Source organism: Devosia sp. A369, from assembly GCF_054489345.1.
In genome coordinates this window covers 54,810-79,434 of the sequence record NZ_JBTMWV010000006.1, presented here as the reverse complement: position 1 = coordinate 79,434, position 24,625 = coordinate 54,810, and the positions used below count along the sequence as shown (strand labels likewise).

General features: G+C 63.8%; 23 protein-coding genes and 1 pseudogene. 12 read left to right on the top strand and 12 right to left on the bottom strand.

Annotated features, from left to right (window positions below; all coding sequences use genetic code 11):
* Window positions 1–25: 25 nt before the first annotated feature.
* From ACX3OZ_RS09940 to ACX3OZ_RS09930, 3 genes are all read right to left on the bottom strand, one after another.
* Window positions 26–1,267, bottom strand: coding sequence for an extracellular solute-binding protein (locus ACX3OZ_RS09940; RefSeq protein WP_459097453.1), 1,242 nt, complete (start codon window positions 1,265–1,267; stop codon window positions 26–28).
* Between the two features lie 25 nt (window positions 1,268–1,292).
* Window positions 1,293–2,357, bottom strand: coding sequence for an ABC transporter ATP-binding protein (locus ACX3OZ_RS09935; protein ID WP_459097454.1), 1,065 nt, complete (start codon window positions 2,355–2,357; stop codon window positions 1,293–1,295).
* Between the two features lie 146 nt (window positions 2,358–2,503).
* Complete coding sequence (locus tag ACX3OZ_RS09930; protein WP_459097455.1) at window positions 2,504–3,352, bottom strand: MurR/RpiR family transcriptional regulator; 849 nt, start codon at window positions 3,350–3,352, stop codon at window positions 2,504–2,506.
* A gap of 164 nt (window positions 3,353–3,516) precedes the next feature.
* Between ACX3OZ_RS09930 and murQ the strand changes: the two genes are divergently transcribed.
* The 9 genes and pseudogenes from murQ to ACX3OZ_RS09885 all read left to right on the top strand — a co-directional run bounded on the left by murQ (window position 3,517) and on the right by ACX3OZ_RS09885 (window position 11,748).
* A complete protein-coding gene (gene murQ, locus ACX3OZ_RS09925) occupies window positions 3,517–4,452 on the top strand; it encodes an N-acetylmuramic acid 6-phosphate etherase (protein WP_459104435.1) in 936 nt (311 codons plus the stop codon).
* A 23-nt stretch (window positions 4,453–4,475) separates the two neighbouring features.
* Window positions 4,476–4,967, top strand: a complete 492-nt coding sequence (locus ACX3OZ_RS09920; RefSeq protein ID WP_459104434.1) for a GNAT family N-acetyltransferase — start codon at window positions 4,476–4,478, stop codon at window positions 4,965–4,967.
* A 2-nt stretch (window positions 4,968–4,969) separates the two neighbouring features.
* Window positions 4,970–5,991, top strand: a pseudogene (locus tag ACX3OZ_RS09915) (glycoside hydrolase family 3 N-terminal domain-containing protein).
* Window positions 5,992–6,021: 30 nt separating this feature from the next.
* Window positions 6,022–7,680 (top strand): ABC transporter substrate-binding protein, encoded by a 1,659-nt coding sequence (locus ACX3OZ_RS09910; RefSeq protein ID WP_459104433.1) that lies wholly within the window; start codon window positions 6,022–6,024, stop codon window positions 7,678–7,680.
* Window positions 7,681–7,731: 51 nt separating this feature from the next.
* The gene (locus ACX3OZ_RS09905; protein ID WP_459104432.1) at window positions 7,732–8,709 is read left to right on the top strand and encodes an ABC transporter permease; all 978 of its coding nucleotides are present in this window, start codon (window positions 7,732–7,734) and stop codon (window positions 8,707–8,709) included.
* A gap of 12 nt (window positions 8,710–8,721) precedes the next feature.
* A complete protein-coding gene (locus tag ACX3OZ_RS09900; protein ID WP_459104485.1) occupies window positions 8,722–9,600 on the top strand; it encodes an ABC transporter permease in 879 nt (292 codons plus the stop codon).
* Window positions 9,597–10,415, top strand: a complete 819-nt coding sequence (locus ACX3OZ_RS09895) for an ABC transporter ATP-binding protein (protein WP_459104431.1) — start codon at window positions 9,597–9,599, stop codon at window positions 10,413–10,415. The genes ACX3OZ_RS09900 and ACX3OZ_RS09895 overlap by 4 nt, the downstream gene beginning before the upstream one ends.
* Window positions 10,412–11,323, top strand: coding sequence for an ABC transporter ATP-binding protein (locus tag ACX3OZ_RS09890; protein WP_459097462.1), 912 nt, complete (start codon window positions 10,412–10,414; stop codon window positions 11,321–11,323). The genes ACX3OZ_RS09895 and ACX3OZ_RS09890 overlap by 4 nt, the downstream gene beginning before the upstream one ends.
* A gap of 5 nt (window positions 11,324–11,328) precedes the next feature.
* On the top strand, window positions 11,329–11,748 hold the full coding sequence (locus ACX3OZ_RS09885) for a GNAT family N-acetyltransferase (RefSeq protein WP_459097463.1): 420 nt from the start codon (window positions 11,329–11,331) through the stop codon (window positions 11,746–11,748).
* 129 nt (window positions 11,749–11,877) lie between these two features.
* On the opposite strand, the gene ACX3OZ_RS09880 is transcribed toward ACX3OZ_RS09885, so the two are convergent.
* Genes ACX3OZ_RS09880 through ACX3OZ_RS09855 form a run of 6 tightly spaced genes read right to left on the bottom strand, consistent with a single transcriptional unit; the run spans window position 11,878 to window position 19,095 of the window.
* The gene (locus ACX3OZ_RS09880) at window positions 11,878–12,993 is read right to left on the bottom strand and encodes an anhydro-N-acetylmuramic acid kinase (protein WP_459097464.1); all 1,116 of its coding nucleotides are present in this window, start codon (window positions 12,991–12,993) and stop codon (window positions 11,878–11,880) included.
* A gap of 10 nt (window positions 12,994–13,003) precedes the next feature.
* Window positions 13,004–14,005, bottom strand: coding sequence for a serine hydrolase domain-containing protein (locus ACX3OZ_RS09875; protein ID WP_459097465.1), 1,002 nt, complete (start codon window positions 14,003–14,005; stop codon window positions 13,004–13,006).
* Window positions 14,002–15,726 (bottom strand): ABC transporter ATP-binding protein, encoded by a 1,725-nt coding sequence (locus ACX3OZ_RS09870; protein ID WP_459104430.1) that lies wholly within the window; start codon window positions 15,724–15,726, stop codon window positions 14,002–14,004. The genes ACX3OZ_RS09875 and ACX3OZ_RS09870 overlap by 4 nt, the downstream gene beginning before the upstream one ends.
* The gene (locus ACX3OZ_RS09865; RefSeq protein WP_459097467.1) at window positions 15,723–16,562 is read right to left on the bottom strand and encodes an ABC transporter permease; all 840 of its coding nucleotides are present in this window, start codon (window positions 16,560–16,562) and stop codon (window positions 15,723–15,725) included. Before ACX3OZ_RS09865 ends, ACX3OZ_RS09870 begins: the two co-directional genes overlap by 4 nt.
* Window positions 16,562–17,521: an ABC transporter permease gene (locus ACX3OZ_RS09860; RefSeq protein ID WP_459097468.1), complete on the bottom strand. Its 960-nt coding sequence runs from the start codon at window positions 17,519–17,521 to the stop codon at window positions 16,562–16,564. Before ACX3OZ_RS09860 ends, ACX3OZ_RS09865 begins: the two co-directional genes overlap by 1 nt.
* A gap of 59 nt (window positions 17,522–17,580) precedes the next feature.
* Complete coding sequence (locus ACX3OZ_RS09855; protein ID WP_459097469.1) at window positions 17,581–19,095, bottom strand: ABC transporter substrate-binding protein; 1,515 nt, start codon at window positions 19,093–19,095, stop codon at window positions 17,581–17,583.
* A 346-nt stretch (window positions 19,096–19,441) separates the two neighbouring features.
* On the opposite strand from ACX3OZ_RS09855, the gene ACX3OZ_RS09850 reads away from it, so the two are divergent.
* Window positions 19,442–19,921 (top strand): VOC family protein, encoded by a 480-nt coding sequence (locus ACX3OZ_RS09850; RefSeq protein WP_459097470.1) that lies wholly within the window; start codon window positions 19,442–19,444, stop codon window positions 19,919–19,921.
* Between the two features lie 22 nt (window positions 19,922–19,943).
* Here ACX3OZ_RS09850 and ACX3OZ_RS09845 read toward each other — a convergent pair whose 3' ends face one another.
* Both ACX3OZ_RS09845 and ACX3OZ_RS09840 read right to left on the bottom strand, forming a co-directional pair.
* Window positions 19,944–20,336 carry a GFA family protein gene (locus ACX3OZ_RS09845; protein WP_459097471.1) on the bottom strand — a complete coding sequence of 131 codons (393 nt, stop codon included), beginning with the start codon at window positions 20,334–20,336 and terminating at the stop codon, window positions 19,944–19,946.
* A 31-nt stretch (window positions 20,337–20,367) separates the two neighbouring features.
* Window positions 20,368–21,570 (bottom strand): GGDEF domain-containing protein, encoded by a 1,203-nt coding sequence (locus tag ACX3OZ_RS09840; RefSeq protein ID WP_459104429.1) that lies wholly within the window; start codon window positions 21,568–21,570, stop codon window positions 20,368–20,370.
* A 149-nt stretch (window positions 21,571–21,719) separates the two neighbouring features.
* Between ACX3OZ_RS09840 and greA the strand changes: the two genes are divergently transcribed.
* A complete protein-coding gene (greA, locus tag ACX3OZ_RS09835) occupies window positions 21,720–22,202 on the top strand; it encodes a transcription elongation factor GreA (RefSeq protein ID WP_459097473.1) in 483 nt (160 codons plus the stop codon).
* A gap of 34 nt (window positions 22,203–22,236) precedes the next feature.
* Here the strand turns inward: greA and ACX3OZ_RS09830 are convergent, their stop codons facing one another.
* The gene (locus ACX3OZ_RS09830) at window positions 22,237–23,403 is read right to left on the bottom strand and encodes an MFS transporter (protein WP_459104428.1); all 1,167 of its coding nucleotides are present in this window, start codon (window positions 23,401–23,403) and stop codon (window positions 22,237–22,239) included.
* A gap of 189 nt (window positions 23,404–23,592) precedes the next feature.
* On the opposite strand from ACX3OZ_RS09830, the gene ACX3OZ_RS09825 reads away from it, so the two are divergent.
* Window positions 23,593–24,489, top strand: coding sequence for a LysR family transcriptional regulator (locus ACX3OZ_RS09825; RefSeq protein ID WP_459097475.1), 897 nt, complete (start codon window positions 23,593–23,595; stop codon window positions 24,487–24,489).
* The last annotated feature ends 136 nt before the right edge of the window (window positions 24,490–24,625 follow it).

Below are 24,625 nucleotides of genomic sequence, written 5' to 3'. Positions count from 1 at the left end.
CGGGAAGGGGCGCAAGCGTGGTGGCTTACTTCTTGAACGGCGCGTACCAGGCAGCGAGCCCGTCGGTGATCGCCGTGCCGATGGCCTCAGGCGTGGTCTCGCCGGAGAACAGCTTCTGCATCTCGCCCTGGATCAGCACCGAGCCGGAAGGCTCGCCATAGCGGAAATTCACCAGCATCAGATAGGGAATGGAGTGCTGGTTGAGTTCGTTTACCTCGGCCAGCAGCGGGCTGTCGAAGCTGACGCCCGGCACGGCCGAGACGGCGCTGAGCGTATTGGCCATGGCCTGACCGAATTCGGTGCTGGCCAGATAGTTGAGGAACTTGAGCGAGGCTTCCTTGTTGGCGCCGGCGGCATTGGCCGCGTAGCCACCGTCGAAATAGATCGCCACCAGCTTCTCATCGGCAGCGGCGCTGCCGGGAGAGGCGAACATGCCGAGCTCGATATCGGGGTTCTGCGCCTTGAAGGTGGCCAGCTCATAGGAGCCGCCGACAAACATGCCGGCCATGCCCGAGCTGAACAGCTGCTGGGCCGAGGGGTAATCGAGGCCGATAAAGCCATCGGGGAAGTAGTCGGCGGCGAGGCTGGCGATCGCGCCCAGAGCCGAGGTGAAGCGCTCATCGGTGAAGTCGGCTTCGCCGGCCATCAGCGCATCATAGAAGTCCCGGCCCATCAGCGAGGAGCCGAGGCCGAAGGTGACGGTCTCGTTCTGCCAGGCGGTCGCAGTGCCGTTGGCGAAGGGGATAACGCCGGCATCCTTGAGCTTCTGGCTGGCGGCGACCAGTTCGTCCCAGGTCTGCGGCTCGGCGAGGCCATTGGCGTCGAAAATGGCCTTGTTGTAGATCACCAGCTGCGACTGGCTGGCGAAGGGCACGGCATAGAGCGTGCCGTCTTCGCGCATGCTTTCAGCGGCGAGCGCGGTGGGCGCGAAGGCGGAGAGGGCTGGGATCATCTCGGTGGTCAGCGGCTCGAGATAGCCACCAATGGCGAGGTTTTCGAGGCCGCCATAGGCGCGGACCTGGGCCACGTCGGGACCGGTGCCGCCGGCGAGGGCGGTGGCCAGAATGGTGTTGTAATTGGTCGCCTCAAAGGTCTCGAACTTGACCGTGATGCCGGGATTGGCGGCTTCGAAGGTGTCGATGAACTGCTCATAGGCAGCACGGTCTTCCTGGCGCCAGCTCCAGAAGGTCAGGTCCTGGGCCAGTGCCGGGACGGCGATGAGCACGGCGCCGAGCGCCGCGCCGATGCGGATAAGATTGGTCTTCATGAAGGTTCCTCCCTGTTGCAGTCGTTTAAGGCGTCAGCCGCCGGCCATGCTCGGCGGAAAAGAAATGCGCCGATGCTGGTTCCACCCGGACGGTGACCAGTTCATCGGGCGGAAAGCTGTCATTGGGGGCGGTGCGCGCGGCCAGCAAAATGCCGTCGGTCAGCCGCACATAGACATAGGCGTTGTCGCCCAGATATTCGGTGTAAACCACCTGACCGGCAAAGCCCTCATCGGTGTGGCCCCTGGCCAGCTTCACCGCATCGGAGCGCAGGCCGAGTTTGAACGCATTGCCTTCGGGCATGGGGCCGACGGCCACCGCGCCGCCGCCTTGCATGGCCAGCCGGTCACCGTCGCGGGCGACGTCGAGCAGGGTCATGCGGGGCGAGCCGATGAAGGTGGCGACGAAGGTGTTGGCGGGGGTTTCGTAGAGCTGGCGCGGCGAGCCGACCTGCTCGATGCGGCCTTCATTCATCACCACGATCTTGTCGGCCAGGGTCATGGCCTCGACCTGATCATGGGTCACGTAAATCATGGTGCCGCCGATATCGTGGTGCAGGCGGGCGATTTCGAGCCGCACATCGGAGCGCAAGGCGGCGTCCAGATTGGACAGCGGCTCATCGAGCAGGAACACATCCGGCTTGCGCACCAGTGCCCGGCCGATGGCGACGCGCTGGCGCTGGCCGCCCGAGAGTTCGCGCGGCTTGCGCTGCAACAGCGGTTCGAGGCGCAGCATCTGCGCGGTGTCGGCGATGCGCTGTTCGACCTCGGCCTTGTCGAGCCCCATCAGGCGGGCGCCAAAGGCCATGTTTTCGTAAACATCCATATGCGGGTAGAGCGCATAGGACTGGAACACCATGGCGATGCCGCGCCGCGAGGGCGGTACGTCGTTCATGCGCTTGCCGTTGAGGAAGAACTCGCCTTCGCTCATCGGATCGAGCCCGGCGATCAGCCGCAGCAGGGTCGACTTGCCGCAACCGGACGGGCCGACAAACACGACAAATTCGCGATCCCCGATTTCGAGGTCGATGCCGTGCAGCACTTCGGTGTTCTTGAAGCGCTTCTTGATGCCGCGCAGCGATAGTTGAGCCAAGACGCCTCCTCCAAGGTCCAGCGGGCAGGCAAGCCGCTGCAAGCCGGCACACCCCTCCAAGGCGGGCCAACGTTGGAATACTAAATTCCAAATCTTCTTAGTGTCAAGAATATAAAATTAAGAGACGGAGCTTGTCGTGGCTGGTTTCAGGCCTTCAACACGGTGACGGCGGTCTCGCTGCGATGGATGTAGTCATAGGCATCGGGCTGGCGTCGGACCAGGAGGATGAACAGCATGTCCATCAGCATCAGCTGGGCGTCGCGCGAGGTTATGGCGGAGGAGCGCACCCGCTCTTCATCGGCCACGGTGAACAGGCTGATATCGGCCAGATCGAGCAGCGGATTGGGCTGCAACCCGGTGATCGAGATGATGGTGGCGCCGCGCTGCTTGGCCAGTTCGGCGATGCGCAGGATTTCGAGGCTCCGCCCGGAATGGGACAGCGCCATCAGCACGTCGTTTTCGTTCAGCGCCGACGCATTGGAAATCTGGATGTGGCTATCGTTGTCGAGCAGCACGGTGCGGCCCAGCTTGAGCAGCTTGAAAGAAAAGTCCTTGGCCACCAGCGAGGAGGCGCCAACGCCCGCCAGCTGGACCCTTCGCGCCTTGACCAGCGCATCAATCGCCAAATCGATGGTGTGTTCGCCATTGGCCGACGACGTCTCGCGCATCGACAACAGCTTGCTGCCGATCAGCTTCTGCAGGATGGTCATATAGCTGTCGCTGGCGTCGATGGTGCCGTGAATGACGCCACCCGGCGAATGCCATTCCAGCGCCTTGGCCTTGTTTACCGCCAGCTTGAGCTGCTGATAACCGGCATAGCCGAGCTTCTGGCTGAACTTGACCACACTGGACTGACTGCGGCCAGTGGCCTCGGCCAATGCTGCCGAAGACAGGGTCAGCATGCGTTCGGGATTGTCGATGATGAACTGCGCAATCTGGCGATCCGCCTGCGTCATCGACTCCAATTGTGCACCGAGGATCTTCAGAATGGACATGCTTGCTTCCGTAGTTGGCGCTGCCAAACCGCCGCCGCTGCGCTGCGATTGGCCGCCACGCCATGCTGCACCGTGTCGACATGAACTGGAATACAATATTCCTCGTTTCGTTGACACAAGGAATATTCGCCTCTAGCATTTCAGCGGATTTGAGTGAAGGCACGATGGCAAAACACACCCTGATGGCGGAACTGGGCGATCTGGTTTCCGAAGCGCGCAATCCCCAAACCACGCAGATCGACCTCATGTCGACCCAGCAGATTCTGGCCGCGATGAATGCGGAGGATACAAGGGTGCCCGAGGCGGTCAACGCGGTGCTCCCCAATATTGCCGCAGCGGTCGATCGCATCGTCGATGCCTTCAAGGCGGGCGGGCGGCTCATCTATATGGGCGCCGGCACCAGCGGGCGGCTGGGTGTGCTCGACGCTTCGGAATGTCCGCCGACTTTTGGCGTGCCCGAGGGCATGGTGATCGGGTTGATCGCCGGCGGCGACACGGCCTTGCGCCATCCAATCGAAGGCGCCGAGGATGATCGCGACGAAGGCCGGCGCGACCTCGAAGCCATCAATGTTTCAGCCAAGGATGTGGTGGTGGGGATCGCCGTCAGCGGCCGCACCCCCTATGTGATTGGCGGGCTCGATCACGCCAAGAGCGTCGGCGCCGTCACCGTGGCGCTGTCCTGCAATCCCGACTCGGTGATTGCCCGCCTCGCCGATATCGCGATTTCGCCGGTGGTGGGGCCCGAGGCCCTGACCGGCTCGACCCGCCTCAAATCCGGCACGGCGCAGAAGCTGGTGCTCAACATGCTGACCACGGCCAGCATGATCCGCATCGGCAAGAGCTATGAGAATTTGATGGTGGATCTGTCGGTCAGCAATGAGAAGCTGGCGGCGCGGGCCACGCGCATTGTGGTGGAAGCAACCGGCTGCAGCAGCGAAGAGGCGGAACGCTATTTGGCGTTGAGCCGCAATAATGTGAAGCTGGCCATTCTGATGGCGCTGACCGGGCTCGACGCCGCCGCCGCCGAGGTGAAGCTGAACGCGGCCGATGGCTTCCTGCGCCGCGCGGCCGGCCAGCAGCAGCCACGCGCTGCCGGCTAGCGCCTGTATTGGAGGATTGATCGATGGATCTGCTCGCCAATCTCCATAGTCGCCAACTGGACGCCTTGCGCCAGCGCGTCGAGGGGGTAGGGGCGGTGATCCGGGTGGCGCTGCCGCCCGAGCAGCACATCATCAAGGACTGGGTTCGTGCCCATTTCAGCGAATATTGGGTGAGCGAAGTCAGCGCCGCCATGGCGCACCAGCCGCCGGGTTGCCTGATCGCCGTGGTTGACGGGGAACTGGTGGGCTTTGCCTGCTACGACGCCACGGCGCGCGGCTTTTTCGGCCCGACCGGGGTGTCCGAGACCCAGCGCGGCAAGGGCATTGGCCTGGCTTTATTTTATCACACCCTGATCGCCATGAAGGCGCAGGGCTATGCCTATGCCATTATCGGCTCGGCTGGTCCGGTGGATTTCTATGTCAACGCCGTGGGCGTCATGCCCATTCCGGCCGACAAGGAGGATATCTATCAGGGCCTGCTGCGCCTCAAAGCCAAACCAGAAACCGCTGGGTGACCATGACCACCACGCCACTCGCTTTGTTCGTCGGCATGCCCGGGCTCGAACTCTCCGCCTCCGAGATTGCGTTTTTCCGCGAGGCCAACCCGTTCGGGCTGTTCCTGTTCCGGCGCAATCTCGACAATCCCGAGCAGATCAAGCGCCTCTGCGTCCAGTTCCGCGAAGCGGTGGGGCGGGCGGATGCGCCGGTTTATATCGATCAGGAAGGCGGCAGGGTGCAGCGGCTCGACAATGGCAATTGGCCGCTGTTTCGGAGTCTCGGCAGTTTTGGGGCGCTGGCGCGCAAGGATCTTGAGCTGGGCAAGCGCGCCATGCGGCTATCGACGCTGGCCATGGGCGCGATGATGACCGAGCTGACCATCGGCAGCGGCACCACCCCGGTGCTGGATCTGGCGCGACCGGGCACGCATGACGTGATCGGCCAGCGCGCTTTTGGCGACGATCCCGAGCTGGTGATCGCCATGGGGCAGGTGGTTGTCGACGCCATGCTGGAGGTCGGTCAGATGCCGATCATGAAGCATATTCCTGGCTATGGCCGGGTGACGGTCGATCCGCATTTCGATTGCCCGGTGGTCGATGCCAGCGTCGAGGATATGCGGGGCACGGATTTCCGCCCCTTCATGGCGCTCAGGGATACGCCCTGGGCCATGGTGGCGCATTTGATCTTCACCCAGATCGACACCGAACTTCCGGCCTCGGTATCGCCACTGGTCTGTGAGCTGATCCGCCGCGAGCTTGGCTATGATGGCGTGCTGATCACCGATTGCCTCACCATGAGGCGCTCAAAGGCACATGGCCCGAACGGGTGCGCGGCGCGCTCGACGCCGGTTACGACATTGCCCTGCATAGCCAAGGCGATCTGGCGGCCAGTGCGGCAGCAGCCCATGCGGCGCGGCCGCTGACCGAGGCCAGCCTCGGCCGCATTGCCCGGGCCCAGGCCCGGCTCGGCACCACCCGCGTCGACGTGCAGGCGCTCCACGCCGAAGTGGAGCAGATTTTCAGGGAGAACGGCTTCGCCTGATGGAGCCGCAACAGCAGAGGAGAGACAGGAATGCTTAGAACATCGCTGATCGCGGCTGTATCCGCGGCGCTTCTGGCCACGGTGGCGCCGGCAAGTGCGCAAGCCGTGCTGACGGCCAGCTCGGAACAGACCACCACCTGGGTGCGCAATTTCAACCCCTTTGGCCAGACCACGGCCCGCGCCACCACGCTGGATTTCGTCTATGAGCCGCTGGTGGTGTTCAACCGCCTCAAGGCCAATGAGCCGCATTTCCGCCTGGCGGAGAGCTTTGCGCTGGCTGATGACCTCAAATCCATCACCTTCACCCTGCGCGATGGGCTGAAATGGTCGGATGGCGAGGCGCTGACCGCCGACGACGTGGTTTTCACCTATGACTATATCAAGAAATTCCCGGCGCTGGATTTCATCTCGGTCACCGGGCTGCTGGCCTCGGTGGAAAAAGTCGATGAGCGCACCGTGCGCTTCAACCTCAACGAGCCCAACTCGCTGATTGCCAACACCATTGTCGGCATGCCCATCGTGCCCGAGCATATCTGGGCAAGCATCGACGACCCGGTGACCTTTGCCAATGAAACCCCGGTCGGCTCCGGCCCGCTGACGGAAATCACCCGCTTCACGCCGCAGGTCTATGAGCAGTGCCGCAACCCGAATTATTGGGACGCAGCGACGCTGGCCGTCGACTGCATGCGGTTGCCGCAGCTGGCCGACAACCCGCAGGTGCTGGCGGCTTTGGCCGAAGGCACGCTGGACTGGGCGACGAGCTTTATTCCCGACATCGACAATACGTTCGTTGCCAAGGACCCCGAGCACCATAAATACTGGTTCACGCCGTCGAGCCTGGTGTCGTTCCAGCTCAGCATGGTCACGCCGGACGAGAATAACCGCAAGGCGTTCAACGATGTGAACTTCCGTCGCGCGCTCAGCATGCTGGTCGACCGCCAGACCATCGTCGACATCGCCGGCTATGGCTATCCGCTGGTCAATGACGACCCGTCCATGCTGGGCGAACTCTACAAGAGCTTTGCCAACCCGGAAGTGGCAACCCAGTTCGGCCAATATGGCAAATTCGACATGGCGGCCGGCGTGGCGCTGCTGGATTCCTCGGGCTATGTCGACGCCGACAGCGATGGTTTCCGCGACAATCCCGATGGCTCGGCGATCGCCATCGATATCGAAGTGCCCAATGGCTGGACCGACTGGATCGACGCGGTGCAGATCACCATGGAGAGCCTCAAGGAAGCCGGCCTCAACGTGAAAATGAGCACGCCGGAAGCCGCGGTGTGGACCTCCGACCTGATCGCGGGCAAATATTCGATGACGCTGAACGCGCTGGCGTCGGCGGCGGACCCCTATTTCCCCTACCGCCGGTCGTTTAATCCTGATGATTTCGGCAAGAGCCGCTTCACCGCGCCGCATTGGGAAAATGCCGAGGTGATGGATTTGCTCGAGCAGTATTCGCAGAGCAAGGACCCGGCCGAGCAGAAGACCATCATGGACAAGGTGCAGCTGATCGTGGCCGAGGCCATGCCGGTGATCCCGGTCTATAACAGCCCGTCCTTCTACGAATACAACACGACGCGCTTCACCGGCTGGGCCGATGCGGACAATCCGTTCATCTCGCCGGTGGTGTCCAACGCCAATCCGGGCCGGCTGATCCAGCTGCTGGCGCTGCGTCCGGTGGCGAAATAGCGTTCCGGGGGCGCGCCACGGCGCGTCCCCACCTCCGGAAGGGGAGACGTCATGGCCTTTCTGCTCCGGCGCCTGGCATTTTATCTCGCGGCGTTTCTGGCCGCCGCCACCATCAATTTCTTCCTGCCCCGGCTGATGCCGGGTGATCCGATCGAGATCATGTTCGCCAGCGCCGGCTCGGAGCTGTCGCTGGAAAATCTCAACGCGCTCAAGCTGACCTTCGGCTTCATCGACGCGCCGATCGGCGAACAATATCTGGCCTATCTCAAAAGCGTGTTCACCGGCGATCTGGGCCGCTCGATCAAGTATTTCCCGCTGCCGGTGACCGATCTGCTGGGCCGGGCGCTGGTGTGGACCCTGCTGCTGGTGGGGTTGGCGACGCTGATCAGTTTCGTCGTCGGCTCGCTGCTCGGGGTGATGGCGGCGTGGCGCCGCGCCACCTGGTTCGATTCCGTGGTCTCGGTGGCGGCGATTTTTTCCAGTTCCGTCCCAGCCGTCGTGGTGTCGCTGATCGTGTTGTTTGTGTTCGGCTACACGCTGCGCTGGTTTCCCAATGGCTATGCCGCCGATCCGATGCTCGATCCGGGGCTGACCTGGGAATACATCTCCAGCGTGATCTATCACGGCACGCTGCCGATGCTGACGCTGGTGGTGGTGCTGACCGGCGGCTTTGCCATGACCATGCGCAACAACATGATTAACCTCTTGGGTGAGGACTATATCGTGATGGGCCGCGCCAAGGGGCTGTCCGATGAGCGGGTGATGGTGTGGTATGCGGCGCGTAACGCGCTGCTGCCCACGGTATCGAGCCTCGCCATCGCCGTTGGCACTATGCTGGGCGGCTCGCTGGTGACCGAGGTGGTGTTCAACTATCCCGGGCTCGGCAATACGCTGTATCAGGCCATTCTGGCGCGCGACTATCCGGTGATCCAGGGCCAGTTGCTGATCATGACTGCGGCCATGCTGGTCGCCAATTTTGTCGTCGATCTGAGCTATGTGCTGCTCGATCCACGTCTCAAGGGGGCGTGAGCGATGACCCTGCTGCGCCAATTGCTGCACAACAAGAAGGCCATGGTCGGGGTGTGCATCCTGATCCTGGTCATCCTGGCGGCGGTGTTTGCCCCGCTGCTGACCGAATATAGCCCGACCCAGCGGGTCGGCCGGCCACATCAGCCGCCATCTGCCGACCATTGGCTGGGCACGACAAGGCTGGGGCATGACGTGTTCACCCGGTTGCTTTATGGGGCGCGGGTGTCGCTTGCAGTTGGCTTTGGCGCCGGACTGCTGATCACGCTGATCGGCACGGTGCTGGGCATCATCGCCGGCTATAAGGGTGGCGTGATCGACGAAGTCATCAACTTCTTCACCAACATGGTGCTGGTGGTGCCCAACCTGCCGCTGCTGCTGGTGCTGGCGGCCTTCATCGGCCAAGCCAGCCCGCTGGTGATCGCCCTCATCCTCGGCTTCACCTCATGGGCCTGGGGCGTGCGCGTCACCCGCTCGGAAACGCTCTCCATTCGCCAGCGCGACTATGTGAAGTCGGCGGAGATGCTGGGAGAATCCAGCTGGCGGATCATGGCGCTCGAGGTGTTTCCTAATCTGATTTCTATCGTTGGGATCAACTTCATCGGCAGTGTCATTTTCGCCATCATCACCGAGGCGACGCTGGAATTTCTTGGGCTGGGCGATCCCAATACCGTGTCATGGGGTATCATGCTGTATAACGCGCAGAACGCTTCGGCGCTGTCGGTGGGGGCGTGGTGGGATCTGCTGTCGCCCTGCGTGGCGCTGGCGGTATTGGGGCTGGGACTGGCGCTGATCAATTTCGCCATCGACGAAATCGCCAATCCGCGACTGCGCACCGGGGGCATGCTGTACCGCTGGACCCGCATGGTCCGTCTTGGGGAGGGCAAGCTATGAGCGAACCCGTCCTTTCCATCCGCAATCTCAGCATCGACTATGTCGGGGCGGAAACTGATTTCCATGCGGTCAAGAATGTCAGCTTCGATATCGCGCCCGGTGAATTCTTCGGGCTGGCCGGCGAATCCGGTTGCGGCAAGAGCACTATCGCCTTCGCCGTCAGCCGCCTGCATCGGCCTCCGGCGCTGATCCGCACTGGTAGCCAGATTCTCGTCGGTGGCCGCGATGTGCTGGCACTCGATGATGAGGCGCTGCGCCGGTTCCGCTGGCGCGAGGTCGCCATGGTGTTTCAGAGCGCCATGAACTCGCTCAATCCGGTGCTGACCATCGAGGCGCAGTTCCACGACGTGCTCAAGGCGCATCTGAACATGGGCCGGGACGAAGCCCATGCGCGTGCCGTCGAGCTGCTGAAACTGGTCGATATTTCGCCGGACCGGCTGTCGGCCTATCCGCATCAATGCTCGGGCGGCATGCGGCAACGCATCGTCATTGCCATCTGCCTGGCGCTGAGCCCCAAGCTGCTGATCATGGACGAGCCGACCACGGCGCTCGACGTGGTGGTGCAACGCGAAATCCTGCAGCGCATCGACAAATTGCGCAAGGAGTTGGGATTTGCGGTGCTGTTCATCACCCATGATCTGGGGCTGATGGTGCAGGTGAGCGACCGGATCGGCATCATGCTCGAAGGCGAGCTAGTGGAGGTCAACGACGCCAAGACCATCTATCACGCGCCCCAGCATGACTATACCCGCAAGCTTTGGGCTTCGATGCCCAAGCTGCATGGCGCGCAAATCCAGCTGGAGACCGGGGCATGAGCGACACGCCACCCATTCTGGCGCTGGACAAGGTGTCGAAAATCTTCGGCCATACCGACCGGCCGGTCCATGCCGCGCGCGACGTGTCGTTTGCGCTGCATGCGGGCCGCACGCTGGCTTTGGTGGGGGAGTCGGGCTCGGGCAAGACCACGGCGGCGCGGCTGATCATGCGCGAATACCGCCCCGATGGCGGGCAATTGCTGTTTCGGGGCGTGCCGCTGGGCAAGGGCGACGCCAAGGCTATCAAGGCCTATCGTGCCTCGGTGCAGATGGTGTTTCAGGACCCGTTTTCATCGCTCAATCCGGCCCACACCATCCGCTACCATCTCGAGCGGCCGCTACGGCTGCATCAGCGCGGTCTCGGCAAGGCGCAGCGGCAGGCGGCCATCGAAGAGCTGTTGGAGCGGGTGAAACTCGACCCGGCGCAGGTGATGGCGAAATATCCCTATGAGCTATCGGGCGGGCAGCGCCAGCGCATCAGCATCGCAAGGGCACTGGCGGTCAATCCGCAGGTGATCGTGGCCGACGAGCCAACCTCGATGCTCGACGTGTCGGTGCGGCTGGGCATTCTCAACCTGCTCAACGACATGAAGGCGCAACTCGGGCTGGCGCTGCTCTATATCACCCACGACATCGCCACGGCCCGCTATGTGGCCGAGGACATCATGGTGATGTATGCCGGGCAGATCGTGGAATGGGGGCGGATGGAAAGCGTGCTGAACAATCCCCAGCATCCCTATACGCGGCTGTTGCTGTCGGCGGTGCCCGATCCGGACCGGCGCTTTGCCGAAACCCCGTTTGCCGATGAACTTGACCGCATCGAGACCATTCGTCGGCAGGCGGCGCTGCCGCAGCCGGACATCCGGCAGGTGGCGGATGGCCACTTTATTCGCCCCATGCCCGAGTAGCTCTTATGTCCAATGCCCTGTCCGTCACCGCCACGCCGACCAGCACGGAGCTGGCCAGCATCGGCGACAATCTGGCCCGCTTCAACGATGGCGATGTGGGGCCATCGGAGCGGCTGGCGCTCGCGGTGTTGCTGCGCGACGAGACCGGCGAATTGGTGGGCGGGTTGTCGGGCTATACCGCCTGGGGGTGGCTCTATGTGCAATGGCTGTGGCTGGCCGAGGATCAGCGTGGCGGCGGCTGGGCCGGGCGGATGCTGGCTGCGGCCGAGGAGGAGGCGCGGCAACGCGGCTGCCATGGCGCGCATATCGATACGTTCAATCCGGTGGCACTGAAAGTGTATGAGCGGCAGGGCTATGCGGTGTTTGGGCAGTTGCCGGATTTTCCTAAGGGGCAGACACGCAGCTTTTTGATGAAGGTGCTTTAGGGACCACACCCCCGGTGTCATCCCGGCCTTGAGCCGGGACCCATCCCGAGATGCAATCACCGGCACAATCTCAGGATGGGCCCCGGCTTTCGCCGGGGTGACATCGAGTTTGGGGGGGCGTTGGGGAGCTTACCCCGCGATCTGCCCGCCGGTCATCGGCTCGGGCACCCCAGTCGTGGTCGGAAAACTGATCGGCAGGCCGCGTAGCACGCGGGCGGCGAGGAAGGCGAAGCATTCGGCTTCGACGGCATCGCCACGCCAGCCGACGCTGTCGGCATTCACCGCTTCGACACCGGCGCGTTCGGCCAGCATTTTCATCAAAGTCGGATTGTGGCGACCGCCGCCGGCGACGATCAGCCGTTTGGGGCGCTGCGGCAGCAGGTCCAGCGCCTTGCCGACGGCGGCAGCGGTAAACGCGGTCAGGGTGGCCGCGCCGGTTTCAAGATCGAGGCCATCGGCCATGCTGGACGAAAAGTCGAAACGGTCGAGCGATTTGGGAGCGGGGACGGTCAGATAGGGGTGTTCAAGCAGGCGGGCCAGCCGGGCTTCATCCACCGTGCCGCGCGCGCCAAGCACGCCGTCGCGGTCCATTTCGCCCTGGCCGTTCGCCTTGACGAAGTCATTGAGCGGGGCGTTGGCCGGGCCGGTATCGAAGGCGATCAGCCGCTCGGCGCCATCCCACCAGGTGATATTGGCGACGCCACCCAAATTGAGCACGGCGGTGTCGCCACTGGTGTCGAGGCCGCGCAGCAAAGCCTGGTGATAGGCGGCGGCGAGCGGTGCGCCTTGGCCGCCGGCGCGCACGTCAGCACTGCGGAAATCATAGACCACGCGCGTGCCGAGCAGTTGATGCATGAGGGTGCCATTGCCCAATTGGCGGGTGTCGCCAATGCGGGTGGGCTGGGGCGCGCGATGCAGCACCGATTGGCCGTGGAAGCCGACAGTACCGATATCGCTCATCTGCATGTTGTTGGCGGCGGCGAAGTCGAGCACGGCTTTGGACTGGGCGCGGGTCAGCGCATCCTCGGCGCGGGCGAAGATTTCCGGCTCCGGGCCGGTGAAATTCCATTGACGGGCCTGCGCCAGGGTTTCCTCCAGCAGCGCCCGCACTTCGGCGCTATAGGGCGCCAGCGTATAGGGGCCGAAGCGCTCAATGATTTCGCCATCGGTCTTGAGCATGGCGATGTCGATATTGCCGTCGAGCACGGTGCCGGTCATCAGGCCAATGGTCCAGATCGGGTCCATGGAGCCCTCCTCAGTTCTGGTTGATAGCGTCGCCGACGGCGCGGCGCAGGGCGAGAATGCCGCTGTCGAAATGGCGCGTGGGGTGGACGCGGTTGGTCAGCAGGGTCCAGGCGCGGCCATGGGCAAAATCCAGCCACAGGCCGGTACCGGTAAAGCCGGTGTGGCCGATGGTTTCGGGTGAACACTGCTCGCCGCCGGACCAGCCCTCATAGGGGCGCTCCCAGCCATGGGTGCGGCGGGCTGACAGCGGGGTGCGCATCTGGGTCACGATCTGCGGCGACAGCGTGGTGGCGTTGAGGGCGCCATGGGCGAAATCGAGCACGGAGCCGACTGTGCCGAACAAGCCAGCATGGCCGGAGCCGGCGAGGGCAAAACAGTTTTCGTCATGCACCTCGCCGCAGACAACCCGACCCCGCCACGGGTCGCTTTCGGTGGCGGCGGCTTCGGCTGGGTCAGCCGACCAGGCAAAGCCGGGACCGGGATCGATAGCGCGCATGGTCTGGCCGCTCAGGCGCTCGATGGCGATGCCGAGCAGGATGAAATTGATGTCGGAATAGACGGCGGGGCCGGCTTGCCAATCGCGTTGCAGCACGAAATGGCGCAGCCGATTGGGATCGTCGCCATAGGTGTAGAGCGGAAAGACGCCGGGCAGGGGCGTCTGGTGGCCGAGGCATTGGCGAAAGGTGATTTTGCGCTGCCAGTTGTCTGGATTGTATTGCGCGAAATCGGGAATGACGCTGGTGAGCGGCGCATCGAGATCGATGGTGCCGGCCTCGGCCAGCGCCAAAATGCGTGGCGTGGTGAACAGCACCTTGGTCAGCGAGGCGAGATCGAACCAAGTGGACTCGGTCATCGGGCGGCTTGTCGGCACGCGCTGCGCCAACCCGATGGCGCGGGTCAGCCGCTGCCCGGACGCATCGATCAACCCCAGCACGCCGCCGGGAATGCGGCCGCTGTCGACGGCTTCGGTCAATGAGAAAAAGGCGCGGTCGAAGACCGTTTGCAGGCTCATGCTGGCTCCACGCGAACGAGATGGTCGGGGCCGATACTGGCCCAGTCGGCTGGCGGCGGCTCGTAGCCGCGCGGCCGGACCAGCGAGGGCACCGGCGCGGTGTCGATGCCGTAATGCTGGCGGCGACGATCCATATCGGGCACGGCGGCGATCAGGCGCTTGGTATAGCTGTGGCGCGGCTGCGACAGCACGGCTCGGGCGGCGCCGATTTCGACGATCTGGCCGGCATACATGACCGCCACGCGATGGGAAATGCGCTCCACCACGGCCATGTCATGCGAGATGAACAGATAGGCGAGGCCGAATTCGCGTTGCAGATCGATCAGCAGATCGAGCACCCGCGCCTGCACCGAGACGTCGAGCGCCGAGACCGCCTCGTCCAGCACCACCACATCGGGATTGAGCATCAGCGCACGGGCGATGCAGAGCCGCTGGCGCTGGCCGCCGGAGAATTGATGCGGATAGCGAGGCAGGCAATCGGGGGGCAGGCCGACGCGTTCGAGCAGGAAGGTCATGCGCTCATGCAAGGCCGCGTCGATGCGCCGGCCGGCAGCGATGGCCGGCTCGGCGAGCAGGCTTTGCACATTGAGGCGCGGATTGAGCGAGGCGAAGGGGTCCTGAAACACCATCTGGATTGGTCGGCTGCCGGGCTTGCTGGCGGCGGCGGTGATACTGCCGCCGGCCTTGGTGACCAGCCCGAGAATGGCGCGGGCGATGGTGGATTTGCCGGAACCGCTTTCGCCGACAATGCCGAGGGTTTCGCCGCGCACGAGGTCGAAATCGACGCCCTCCACGGCGTGGACGGCGCCGGCATTGCGGGAGAACAGGCCGCGTCGGACCGGGAATCGCACCATGAGGTTGCTGACGGCGACCACCGGCTGTTCGTCTGCTGCGCGGGTGCCATCGACGCGCACCGCCTGACCGCCGCTGAAATGTGGCACGGCTTGCAGCAAATGGCGGGTGTAGTCGTGCTGGGGGGCGTCGAGCACGGTGTCGAGCTTGCCCTGTTCCACCACTTCGCCGTTCTGCATCACCAGCACATGATCGGCGATGCCGGCGACTAGGCCGATATCATGGGTGATGAAGATCATCGCCATGCCGGTTTCGGCTTTCAGTTCGGCCAGTAGCGCCATGATCTGCGCCTGTACCGTGACATCGAGTGCCGTGGTCGGCTCGTCGGCGATCAGCAGGCGTGGATTGCCGGCCAACGCCATGGCGATCATGATGCGCTGGCGCATGCCGCCGGAGAGCTGATGCGGATAATAGCGCAGGCGGGCGGCGGCGTCGGCAATGCGCACCCGGTCGAGCGCGTCTTTGGCGGCCAGCCGGGACGCCTGACCGTCTAACCCGCGATGCAGGCGGAAGGCCTCCTCAATCTGCGCGCCCACGGTGTGGACCGGATTGAGCGAGGTCATCGGCTCCTGAAAGATCATGCCGATCTCGCGACCGCGGATGGTCTCGAGGGTCTTCTCCTCGGCCTGCGCCAGATCGAGCGCCGTGCCGTCCGGGCGGGTGAGACCCATGGCGCCGCTGACGATGCGGCCGCCGCCGAAATCGACCAGACGGTTGATCGACAAGGCGGTCACCGATTTGCCCGAACCGCTTTCGCCGACAATGGCGAGGGTTTCGCCCGGCTTGAGGTCGAAGCTGACGCCCTTGACCACTGGGGCGGCGTTCTGGCCGAAGGCGACGGACAGGTCGCGCACTGATAGCAGGGTCATGCTGGCCTCTGCTGGGTGCGGGGATCGAGAATGTCGCGCAGCGCGTCCCCGAACAGGTTGAAGCCGAGAATGCCGAGCATGATGGTGAGGCCGGGGAAGGCCAGCAGCCAGGGGGCTTGCTGCATCAAATTGCGCGCCTCGCTCATCATCAGGCCGAGCGAAGGGGCTGGGGGCTGGGTGCCGAGGCCGAGAAAGCTCAGCGCCGCCTCGGTCAGCAGCGCCCAGGCCAGCGCCAAAGTTACCTGCACGGTCAGCGGGCCGACCAGATTGAGCAGAAGATGGCGGGTGAGGATATAGCGTTGCGAGCTGCCGAAGGTGCGGGCCGCATCGACGAAATCGCGCTGCTTGAGCGACAGGGTGGGGCCGCGCACCACGCGGGCGAAGATCGGCGTATAGACAATGGCGATGGCGGCGACGCTGGTGAAGGTGCCGGGGCCGGTGACGGCGATGATCAGCAGCGCCAGCAAAATGGCCGGGAAGGCCAACAGCACATCCATAGCGCGCATGAACAGCCCATCGAGCGCGCCGCCCCACCAGCCGGCCAGCAGACCGATCAGCGTGCCGAACAGGGTCGCCAGCCCCACCGAGGCGAAGGCGATGACGAAGGATTGGCCGATGCCGACCATCAGCCGGCTGACAGTGTCGCGACCGAACAGATCTGTGCCCATCCAATAGCTGGCGCTGGGCGGGGTAAGCCGGTCGATGCGGAATTGCTGCAGCGGATTATGCGGGGTGAAGCCGAGCGTGCCGCACAGGGCCAGCAGCAGATAAAGCAGGATGATAGCCGCACCGATGCGGCCGGTGGGATGGCGGGCGATGGCCGCAAGGATCCGCATCAGCGTGCCCCCAGCCGGATGCGGGGATCGAGCGCGGCATAGGCCAGGTCGACCAGCAGATTGACGATGAGGAAGTTGAGCGCGATGAACAGTACGCAGCCCTGCACCAGCGCATAGTCGCGCTGGCCGATGGCGTCGAGCGTCAGCCGGCCGAGGCCGGGCAGGGCGAAAATCTGTTCGACGATCACCGCGCCGCCCAGCAGATAGCCAAATTCGACGCCGCTCAGTGTCACCACGGGGATGAGCGCATTGGGTAGCGCGTGGCGCCAGATGACGTTGCGGGCGGGAACGCCCTTGGCCCTGGCGGTGCGGATATAGTCGTCGCTCAGCACGTCGAGCATGGCGGCGCGGGAAATTCGGGTCACCGAGGCGGCAAAGGCAAAGCCCAGCGTGATGGCGGGAAAGATCAACTGCCCGAGATTGGCCAACGGATCGACCCAGAGCGGGGTAAAACTGCCAGTAGCCGGCATGACGCCAAAATACACCGACAGCACGTAAATGATCAGCAGGCCGACGACAAAGCCCGGTGTCGATTGGCCGAGCATGGCCAGCACGCGCATGGAGATGTCGGTGGGCCGCTCATTATGGGTGGCGGCAAGCACCCCGGCCGGAACGCCGGCGCCCAGCGCGATGATCATGGCCAGCAGCGCCAGTTCCAGCGTTAGCGGGAAACGCTCGAGGATCACCGTCAGCACCGGCTTGCCATAGGTGACCGAGATGCCCAGATTGCCTTCGAACAGCCCGGCCAGCCAGCGGCCATACTGTACCACGACCGGCTGATCGATGCCGAAATAGACGGCGAGGGACTGCCGCTGGGCCGGGGTCAGCAGGCCCGCCTCGGTGCCGAGCATGGCGATGATAGCGTCGCCGGGGATCATGCGGATGGCGAAAAAGACCAGCAGCGACACGCCGAGCAGGATCAGCGGAAACGTCAGCAGCCGCCGTGCCAGATAATTCATAAAGCCAGCCCGTTTTGTGGAATAGGGCGGGCCTCGCGGCCCGCCCGGTTAGTTTTGGCTTACGGAGCCAGCTTCACGGTGGTGAGGCCGAACAGCGTTCCGGTGGGCGAGGATTCGTAGCCGGACACGGTTTTCAGCTGCGCCGTGTAAAGGTTGGACGTGGACAGCCAGATCCAGGGCGCCAGCTCGGCGATCCGCGCTTCGAACTTCTGGAAGATTTCCTTGCGCTTGGGGATGTCGGTTTCGATACGCCCCTGCTGCAGCAGGCTGTCGATCTCGTCATCAGCGAAATTCGACACCTTTTGCAGATTGCCGTCCTTGGTGAAGTAGCGGTTATACATCGAATAGGGGTCGGGCCGGCCGCCATTGAGCGCGACGGCCATGTCGAAATCACCGGCCAGCCAGCGGTCGACATAGACGTTGAGTTCCATCAGCTCGATTTCCAGCGTGACGCCGATTTCGGCCAGCTGGCTCTGCAACACCTGGGCCTCGGCCGAGGCGACTGGCGGTTCTCCCGTCGCGGCGATGACTTTTGCGGTAAAGCCATCCACGCCGGATTCAGCCATCAGCGCCTTGGCCTTCTCGATATCCTGCTCGTAGCAGAACAGCGTCGACGGATCGCTGGCATAGGCCGGCATGGTCAGCGGACCAGTGACCTTGCCTTCGCCGACGAGAGCGGTGTCGAGCACGTCCTGCCGGTCCACGGCGCAGGAGATGGCCTGGCGCACCTGCAGATTGTCCATTGGCGTGCGTGCCGGGTTGAGCTGCAGCACGTTGTAGGCGAGGCCCGGAACGGCATTGAGCTGCAGATTGGGCTCATTGGGGACGAGTGTCGCCACCAGCGGATCGTTGAGCAGGGCAAAATCGGTCTGGCCAGCGCGCAGCGAGGCGAGAATGGCGGTTTCGTCCGGCAGCACGGAAATGGTGATGCCGTCATAGGCGATCTTGCCACCAGCCCAATGCGGGTTGACGCTCAGCACTTCGCGGGAATTGGGCTCCCACTGGTCGAGGACAAACGGACCCGAGCCCAACGTCGTGGTGCCGATAGAACCGTCAGCAATGGATTTTGCCGGGACGACGGCGGCGTTGATCGTCGCCATGGCGACCAGCAGCGGCGCATCCTGCTGCGACAGGGTGAACACCACGGTGGCCGGATCGGGCGCGTCGATAGAGGCGATGGAGAGGAAATTGGAGCGGGCTGCGGCCGCCGTGGCTTCATCGAGCAGGCGCTCGAACGAGGCTTTGACGTCCGCCGAAGTGACCGCTACGCCGTCGCTGAATTTGGCATCGGGGTCGAGCTTGAAGGTCAGGGTCAGACCGTCATCGGAGAAGCTCCACGATTCGGCCACGGCCGGCACGACATCCAGCGCCGCATCGAGGCGCACCAGCGGCTCATAGATCAATTCCAGCAGGCGCAGCGACGAAAATGCCGGCTGCGTATGCGGATCAAGCCCGGTGGCATCCTGCGACCAGGCCATGCGCAACTGGGCGGCCTGGGTCGGCAGCGCAACCGCGGTCGAGAGCAGGGCCGCAGCCAGGCCAGCGAAGACGGTGCGGGTGAATTTCATTGGCATTCTCTTCCCCTCAGAGGTGCTGTCGCTGGGCGCCAAGCCGCACCTCGAATAGCTTGACGCCGCCAGACGTTGCTCCATTGCGCCGGCCATCTCGCATGGGCCGCTGGCAAATGGAGTTCGTCTGGATGGGAGCTTAGGAGCGATCCATAGGCAATGTCGAGAGTGGTCCTACACTGGTCTGACTTTGACCCCAGATTGGTATGGAATCGTGGCCCCGATGACCGCGCCTTCCACGCCAAGGTTGGAACGCGATTCCGCATGAGCGCATTTACGATTGTGATAGATTTCTACACCCAGCCAATGGCGGCCTTGGGCCTGATTGGCGTTGGAACGGAAGGAACCAGCCATGGCAATCGCCAAGAACACCGTCTGCATCTGGTATGACAAAGACGCCGAAGCCGCCGCTCGCTTCTATGCCGAAACCTTTCCCGACAGCACCGTCAGCGCCGTTCGCCGGGCGCCCAGCGACAATCCATCCGGCAAGGAGGGTGACGTGCTGACCGTCGAATTCACCGTCTGCGGCATCCCTTGCGTCGGCCTCAATGGTGGACCGGCCTTCAAGCATGACGAAGCCTTCTCGTTCCAGATCGCCACTGACGATCAGGCCGAGACCGACCGCTATTGGAACGCCATTGTCGGCAATGGCGGCGCGGAAAGCATGTGCGGCTGGTGCAAGGACAAATGGGGCCTGTCTTGGCAGATCACCCCCCGCGCCCTCATCGAAGCGATGACCGCCGGTGGCGCTGAAGCCAAACGCGCCTTCGAGGCCATGATGACGATGAAAAAGATCGACATCGCCGCCATCGAGGCGGCGCGTCGCGGCTGACCCTGTCTGGGCCATTTGCTGCCTAGTCTTCGCTGCGTTCCGTGCTGTCGCGATCACGCGCATAGCGTTTCGTCAGCGGAAACGGCGGCAGCCAGGATTCGCGGCGGATGGTCCAGAGTTCATAAGCTGGCCGCAACTGGTCCGGGGCATCCAGGGCGCCGAGATGGACTTCGATTTCGTCGCCGCTGCGGGAGAACACCGATGAGCCGCAATGGGGGCAGAAATGGCGTCCGGCATAGTCGCTGGTTTCGCCGGTGATGGTCACTGCATCCTGCGGGAAAATCGCGGAGGCGTGAAACAGCGCGCCATGATGCTTGCGGCAATCGAGGCAATGACAAATGCCGACCCGGTAGGGGCGACCCAAGGCCACCAATCGAACCTTGCCGCACAGGCAGCCGCCGGTAAATCGGTCCATGCTGCGCCTCCTTGAGGATCAAGCGTCCAACTTACGCGACGGAGCGGCCAATTTTGGGGCCGGGCAGGGCCGTTGCATGCGGCAGGCTGGCCTGGGTGGCGCGATCACGCCCCTGGCGCTTGGCCGCATAGAGCGCCTCATCGGCACTGCGGACCAGATCATCGAAATTCGAGCCGGCCCGGTGCGAACAGATGCCAAAGCTGGCGGTCAGCGCGGTCTGTCGCGACAGGCCTTCGATAGCGCGGGCGCGGAATGCCGCGCGCACCCGATCGACGAACAGATGGGCCGACGCCTGCTGGCTGTCGGGCAGCAGGATGGCGAATTCGTCGCCGCCGATGCGGCCGATAATGGCCTGATTGTCGGCGGCCTGGCGCAGATCGGCGCCAAAGGCCGCAATCACCGCATCGCCGGAGGCGTGACCATGGGCGTCATTGATCCACTTGAAATGGTCCAGATCGGCCAGCACCATCATCGCGGGGCGGCCGTCCTTGATGCAATCCTGCAGCCGTTCATCGGCCTGGTCCTCGAAGCCGCGCCGGTTCAACAGGCCGGTGAGTTTGTCGGTGCGGGATTCGGTTTTCAGCTCGCCGATCAGCTCCAGGGCAATGGCCACCATCAAGGTCAGGGCGACGCCGATGGTCAGCAGGAACGAGGCGAACTGCACCGTCGTCCAATAGACCGACTGCTGAAAGCCCTCATAGCTGGTATAGCGCGAGCCATCCTGCACGATCAGCGCCGGGCGCAGGATGAAGTTGAGCAGCGCCAGCACCGTGATGCCGGTGACCAGATAATCCACCACATTGCCGCGCCGTGGCCGGCCCAGAGCGTAGAGTGTTACCGCCAACACCAGGCCGATGGTCCCGTTCACCGCATAGATGCGCGCGTCGAGGCGGACCTCGACATAAGTGTACCAGGCCAGAAAAATCATCCCGCAGGTCAGGATAACGGCCCAGGCCCGATATGGAAGCTCGGCACCGCGCCGGGATATGGTGGCGGCACATAGCAGGGTGACCGAGGCATAATACAACCCGTTGGCCAGCAGCTTGCTGGCGCCGAAATCGGGTAGCGGCGCGACGTCCTGTATGAAAAAACCCACCGCGCAGGCGGCAAAGCCCCAGGCGGAAAACAGGATGTAGGCGCGATCCTTGCGGTAGCTCCACAGAAAGAAGAAAGCCACGGCCAGCAGCAGCGCAACTGCCGGGTTGAACAGAGATACGAAGAATTGACCAGTCATGGCTGCCAGTATTCGCTGAAAGCGATACCCTGCGCTGCTGCAACGAAAATAGTGTTAAACACCGTGGTTGGATTGCGCTGATTTGCCTGGCGCGAACGAATGCGGCTATGGGAGCCCAGACGCCGGCTTGCGTCGAGAAGGAGATTTGCGTGAGCGTTGCTTTCACCAAGGAAGAGAGTGCCGAAACGGCCTCGGAAACCCTGCTGCCCGATCGGCCGATTTCTCCCGAGCCCAACCTGGTTACCGCCGCGGGCCTCGCGGCGCTTGAACAGGCACTCGAAACAGCGCGCCTGGCCTATGACGCCGCGATGCTGATCGAGGACGTCAACGAAAAGCGGCGGCAAGCCGCCGGGCCATTGCGCGACCTGCGCTATTACGCCGACCGGGTCCGCACCGCGCAACTGGTGCCGCAGGCATCCACCAGCGACGTGGTGGCTTTCGGTGGCAGGGTGACCTTCCAGCGCGACGACGGCCGCGTGCAAACCTATCGGATCGTCGGCGAGGACGAGGCCGACCCCAAGGCTGGCTCGATCTCCTATGTCTCGCCCATCGCGCGGGCGCTGATGGGCAAACAGGTGGGCGATGTGGTGAGCGTCGGCGCGCAGGAGTTGGAGGTCGTGGACCTGTCCTGAACAAAAAAGGCGCCCCGAAGGGCGCCCAAGGTTCCTATTCTGCGGGCTGCGTAGCCCGGGCAGGACGGTGCCCGGACACGAAGACCACCACCAGGCCCAGCGCGGCGACCGCAGCGCCGGCGAAGGATGCCACGGGCAGGCCGAGGCCGGCGGAGATCACCACCCCGCCAACGGCCGCGCCCAGGGCATTGCCGAGATTGAAGGCGCCGATATTGACCGATGAGGCGAGGCCCGGGGCGCCGCTGGCGGCCTGCATCACCTTGGTCTGCACCGGCGGCACGATGCCGAAGGTCGCCACGCCGAAGAGGAACAGGCCGATAGCGGCGCCGATCTGGCTGGTCAGCAGGAAGGGCAGGGCGATCAGGATGGCGATAATCGCCGTCAGGAAGATCTTGATGCTGCCATCGAGCGACCACGAGGCGAGCCTGCCACCCAGGCCATTGCCGATGGTGAAGCCAACACCCACCAGCATCAGTCCCAGGGTGATGAAGACCGGGGACGCGGCGGTCAGGGTTTCGAGCATCGGCACCACATAGGTGTAGAGCGTGAACATGGCGCCAGCGCCCAGCACCGTGGTCAGCAGAGCCAGCAACACCGGGCCCTGGGTGATGGCCGCAAGCTCCTTGCCGATATCGGGGCGCTCGGCGACGGCGCCGCGCGGCAAGGCCAGCAGCAGCGCCAGCATGGTCAACAGGCCCAGACCCGCCGTGGCCCCGAAGGCCATGCGCCAGCCGATCTGCTGGCCGATCCAGGTGGCGGCGGGTACGCCGCCGATATTGGCGATGGTCAGGCCCATGAACATGGTGGCGATGGCCGCAGCCTGCTTTTCCTTGGGCACGAGGCTGGCAGCGACCATGGAGCCGAGGCCGAAAAACGCGCCATGGTTGAGGCTGGTGACGAGGCGAGCGGTCAGCAGCGTCCAATAATCCGGCGCAATGGCCGACAGGATATTGCCGAGGGTGAAGATGGCCATGAGGAAGATCAGCGCGGTGCGGGTGCGCAAGCGGCCGAACAGTAGCGTCATCACCGGCGCGCCGAGCATGACGCCGATGGCATAGGCGCTGACCAGCAGACCGGCTGTGGGGATATCCACCCCGACTCCGGTGGCGATAGTGGGCAGCAGGCCCATGGGGGCAAATTCGGTAGTGCCAATGCCAAAGGCGCCGATGGCCAGCGCCAGAAGGGGCCAGTTGAGTTTCATGGATCTAGGTCCTTGCAGAAGAAAGAGGCGCGGCAACGCGCAGGACCGATTCACGGTCGCTCTGAGTTGCCCTTAGATGACACTGATCGCGCTCGGCGATAATGACACGCAGCGTCGCATCACTCATGAAACCAGTTCACAGATAGCGGGCCGCACATTAGGCTATTGTCGCGTGGATGGAGCATTCCAATGGACAATCGCATCGGCGAACTACAGGTCTTCCTGCGGGTGGTGGAAACGGGGAGCTTCTCGGCGGCGGCGCGGCTGACGCAGACCACGCCATCGACGGTCAGCAAGCTGATTGCGCGGATCGAAGCGCGGCTGGGCACACGCCTGATCGAGCGCTCGACGCGTCGGCTGTCGCTGACCGAGGAGGGGCGGCTATTCTACGAGCGCGGCAAGGCGATGGTGAGCGCCTTCGACGAGTTTGAGCGCGATTTGACCGCGGGTGCCGCCAGCACCGGGGGCATTGTCCGGGTCAATGCGTCGGTCGGGCTGGGAGTGCATGGGCTGGAGCCGCTGCTGCCGGAATTCTGGGCGGCCTATCCCAATATCATCGTCGATCTGTCGCTGTCGGACGAGATCGTCGACCTCTATCTTGATCGCACCGACATCGCTTTCCGCATCGGGCCGCTGGCTGATTCCAGCCTGACGGCGCGGCGCATCGGTGCGGTGCAGCGCCGCATTGTTGGCACGCCGGCCTATCTGGCGCGCTACGGCACCCCCCAAAGCATCGAAGACCTCGACCGCCACAATTGTCTGGGCTTCAATTTCCGCCGCTCCGGACCAATCTGGCCGCTCAATCATGGCGGCCGCATTGTCGATCACATCATCGCGGGCAGCCTGTTGGCCAATAATGGCGAATCGGTGCGGCGCATGGCCTTGGCCGGCGTCGGTCTGGCGCGGCTGGGTGATTTCCACCTCCGGCAGGACCTGGCGGCGGGGCGGCTGGTCGAGGTGCTGCCCGATCTCGGTATTGGCGATTTCGAGGAGGTCCACGCGCTCTTTCTCGGCGGCCGGCATATGCCGCATCGGATCAGGCTGTTTCTCGATTTCATCGTCCCGAGATTGCAGGCCTGGCTGTGAGATCGCCCAATAGTGAGCCCGGCGACGTATGACGAGACTGGCGCTGGAAAAAGCTGGATGTGTAGGGACAATGCCAGGCGCGTGCCTTATCTAAGGGGCGTGGCGGTCAATTCAAACGGCTTGCCACAGGCCTCCT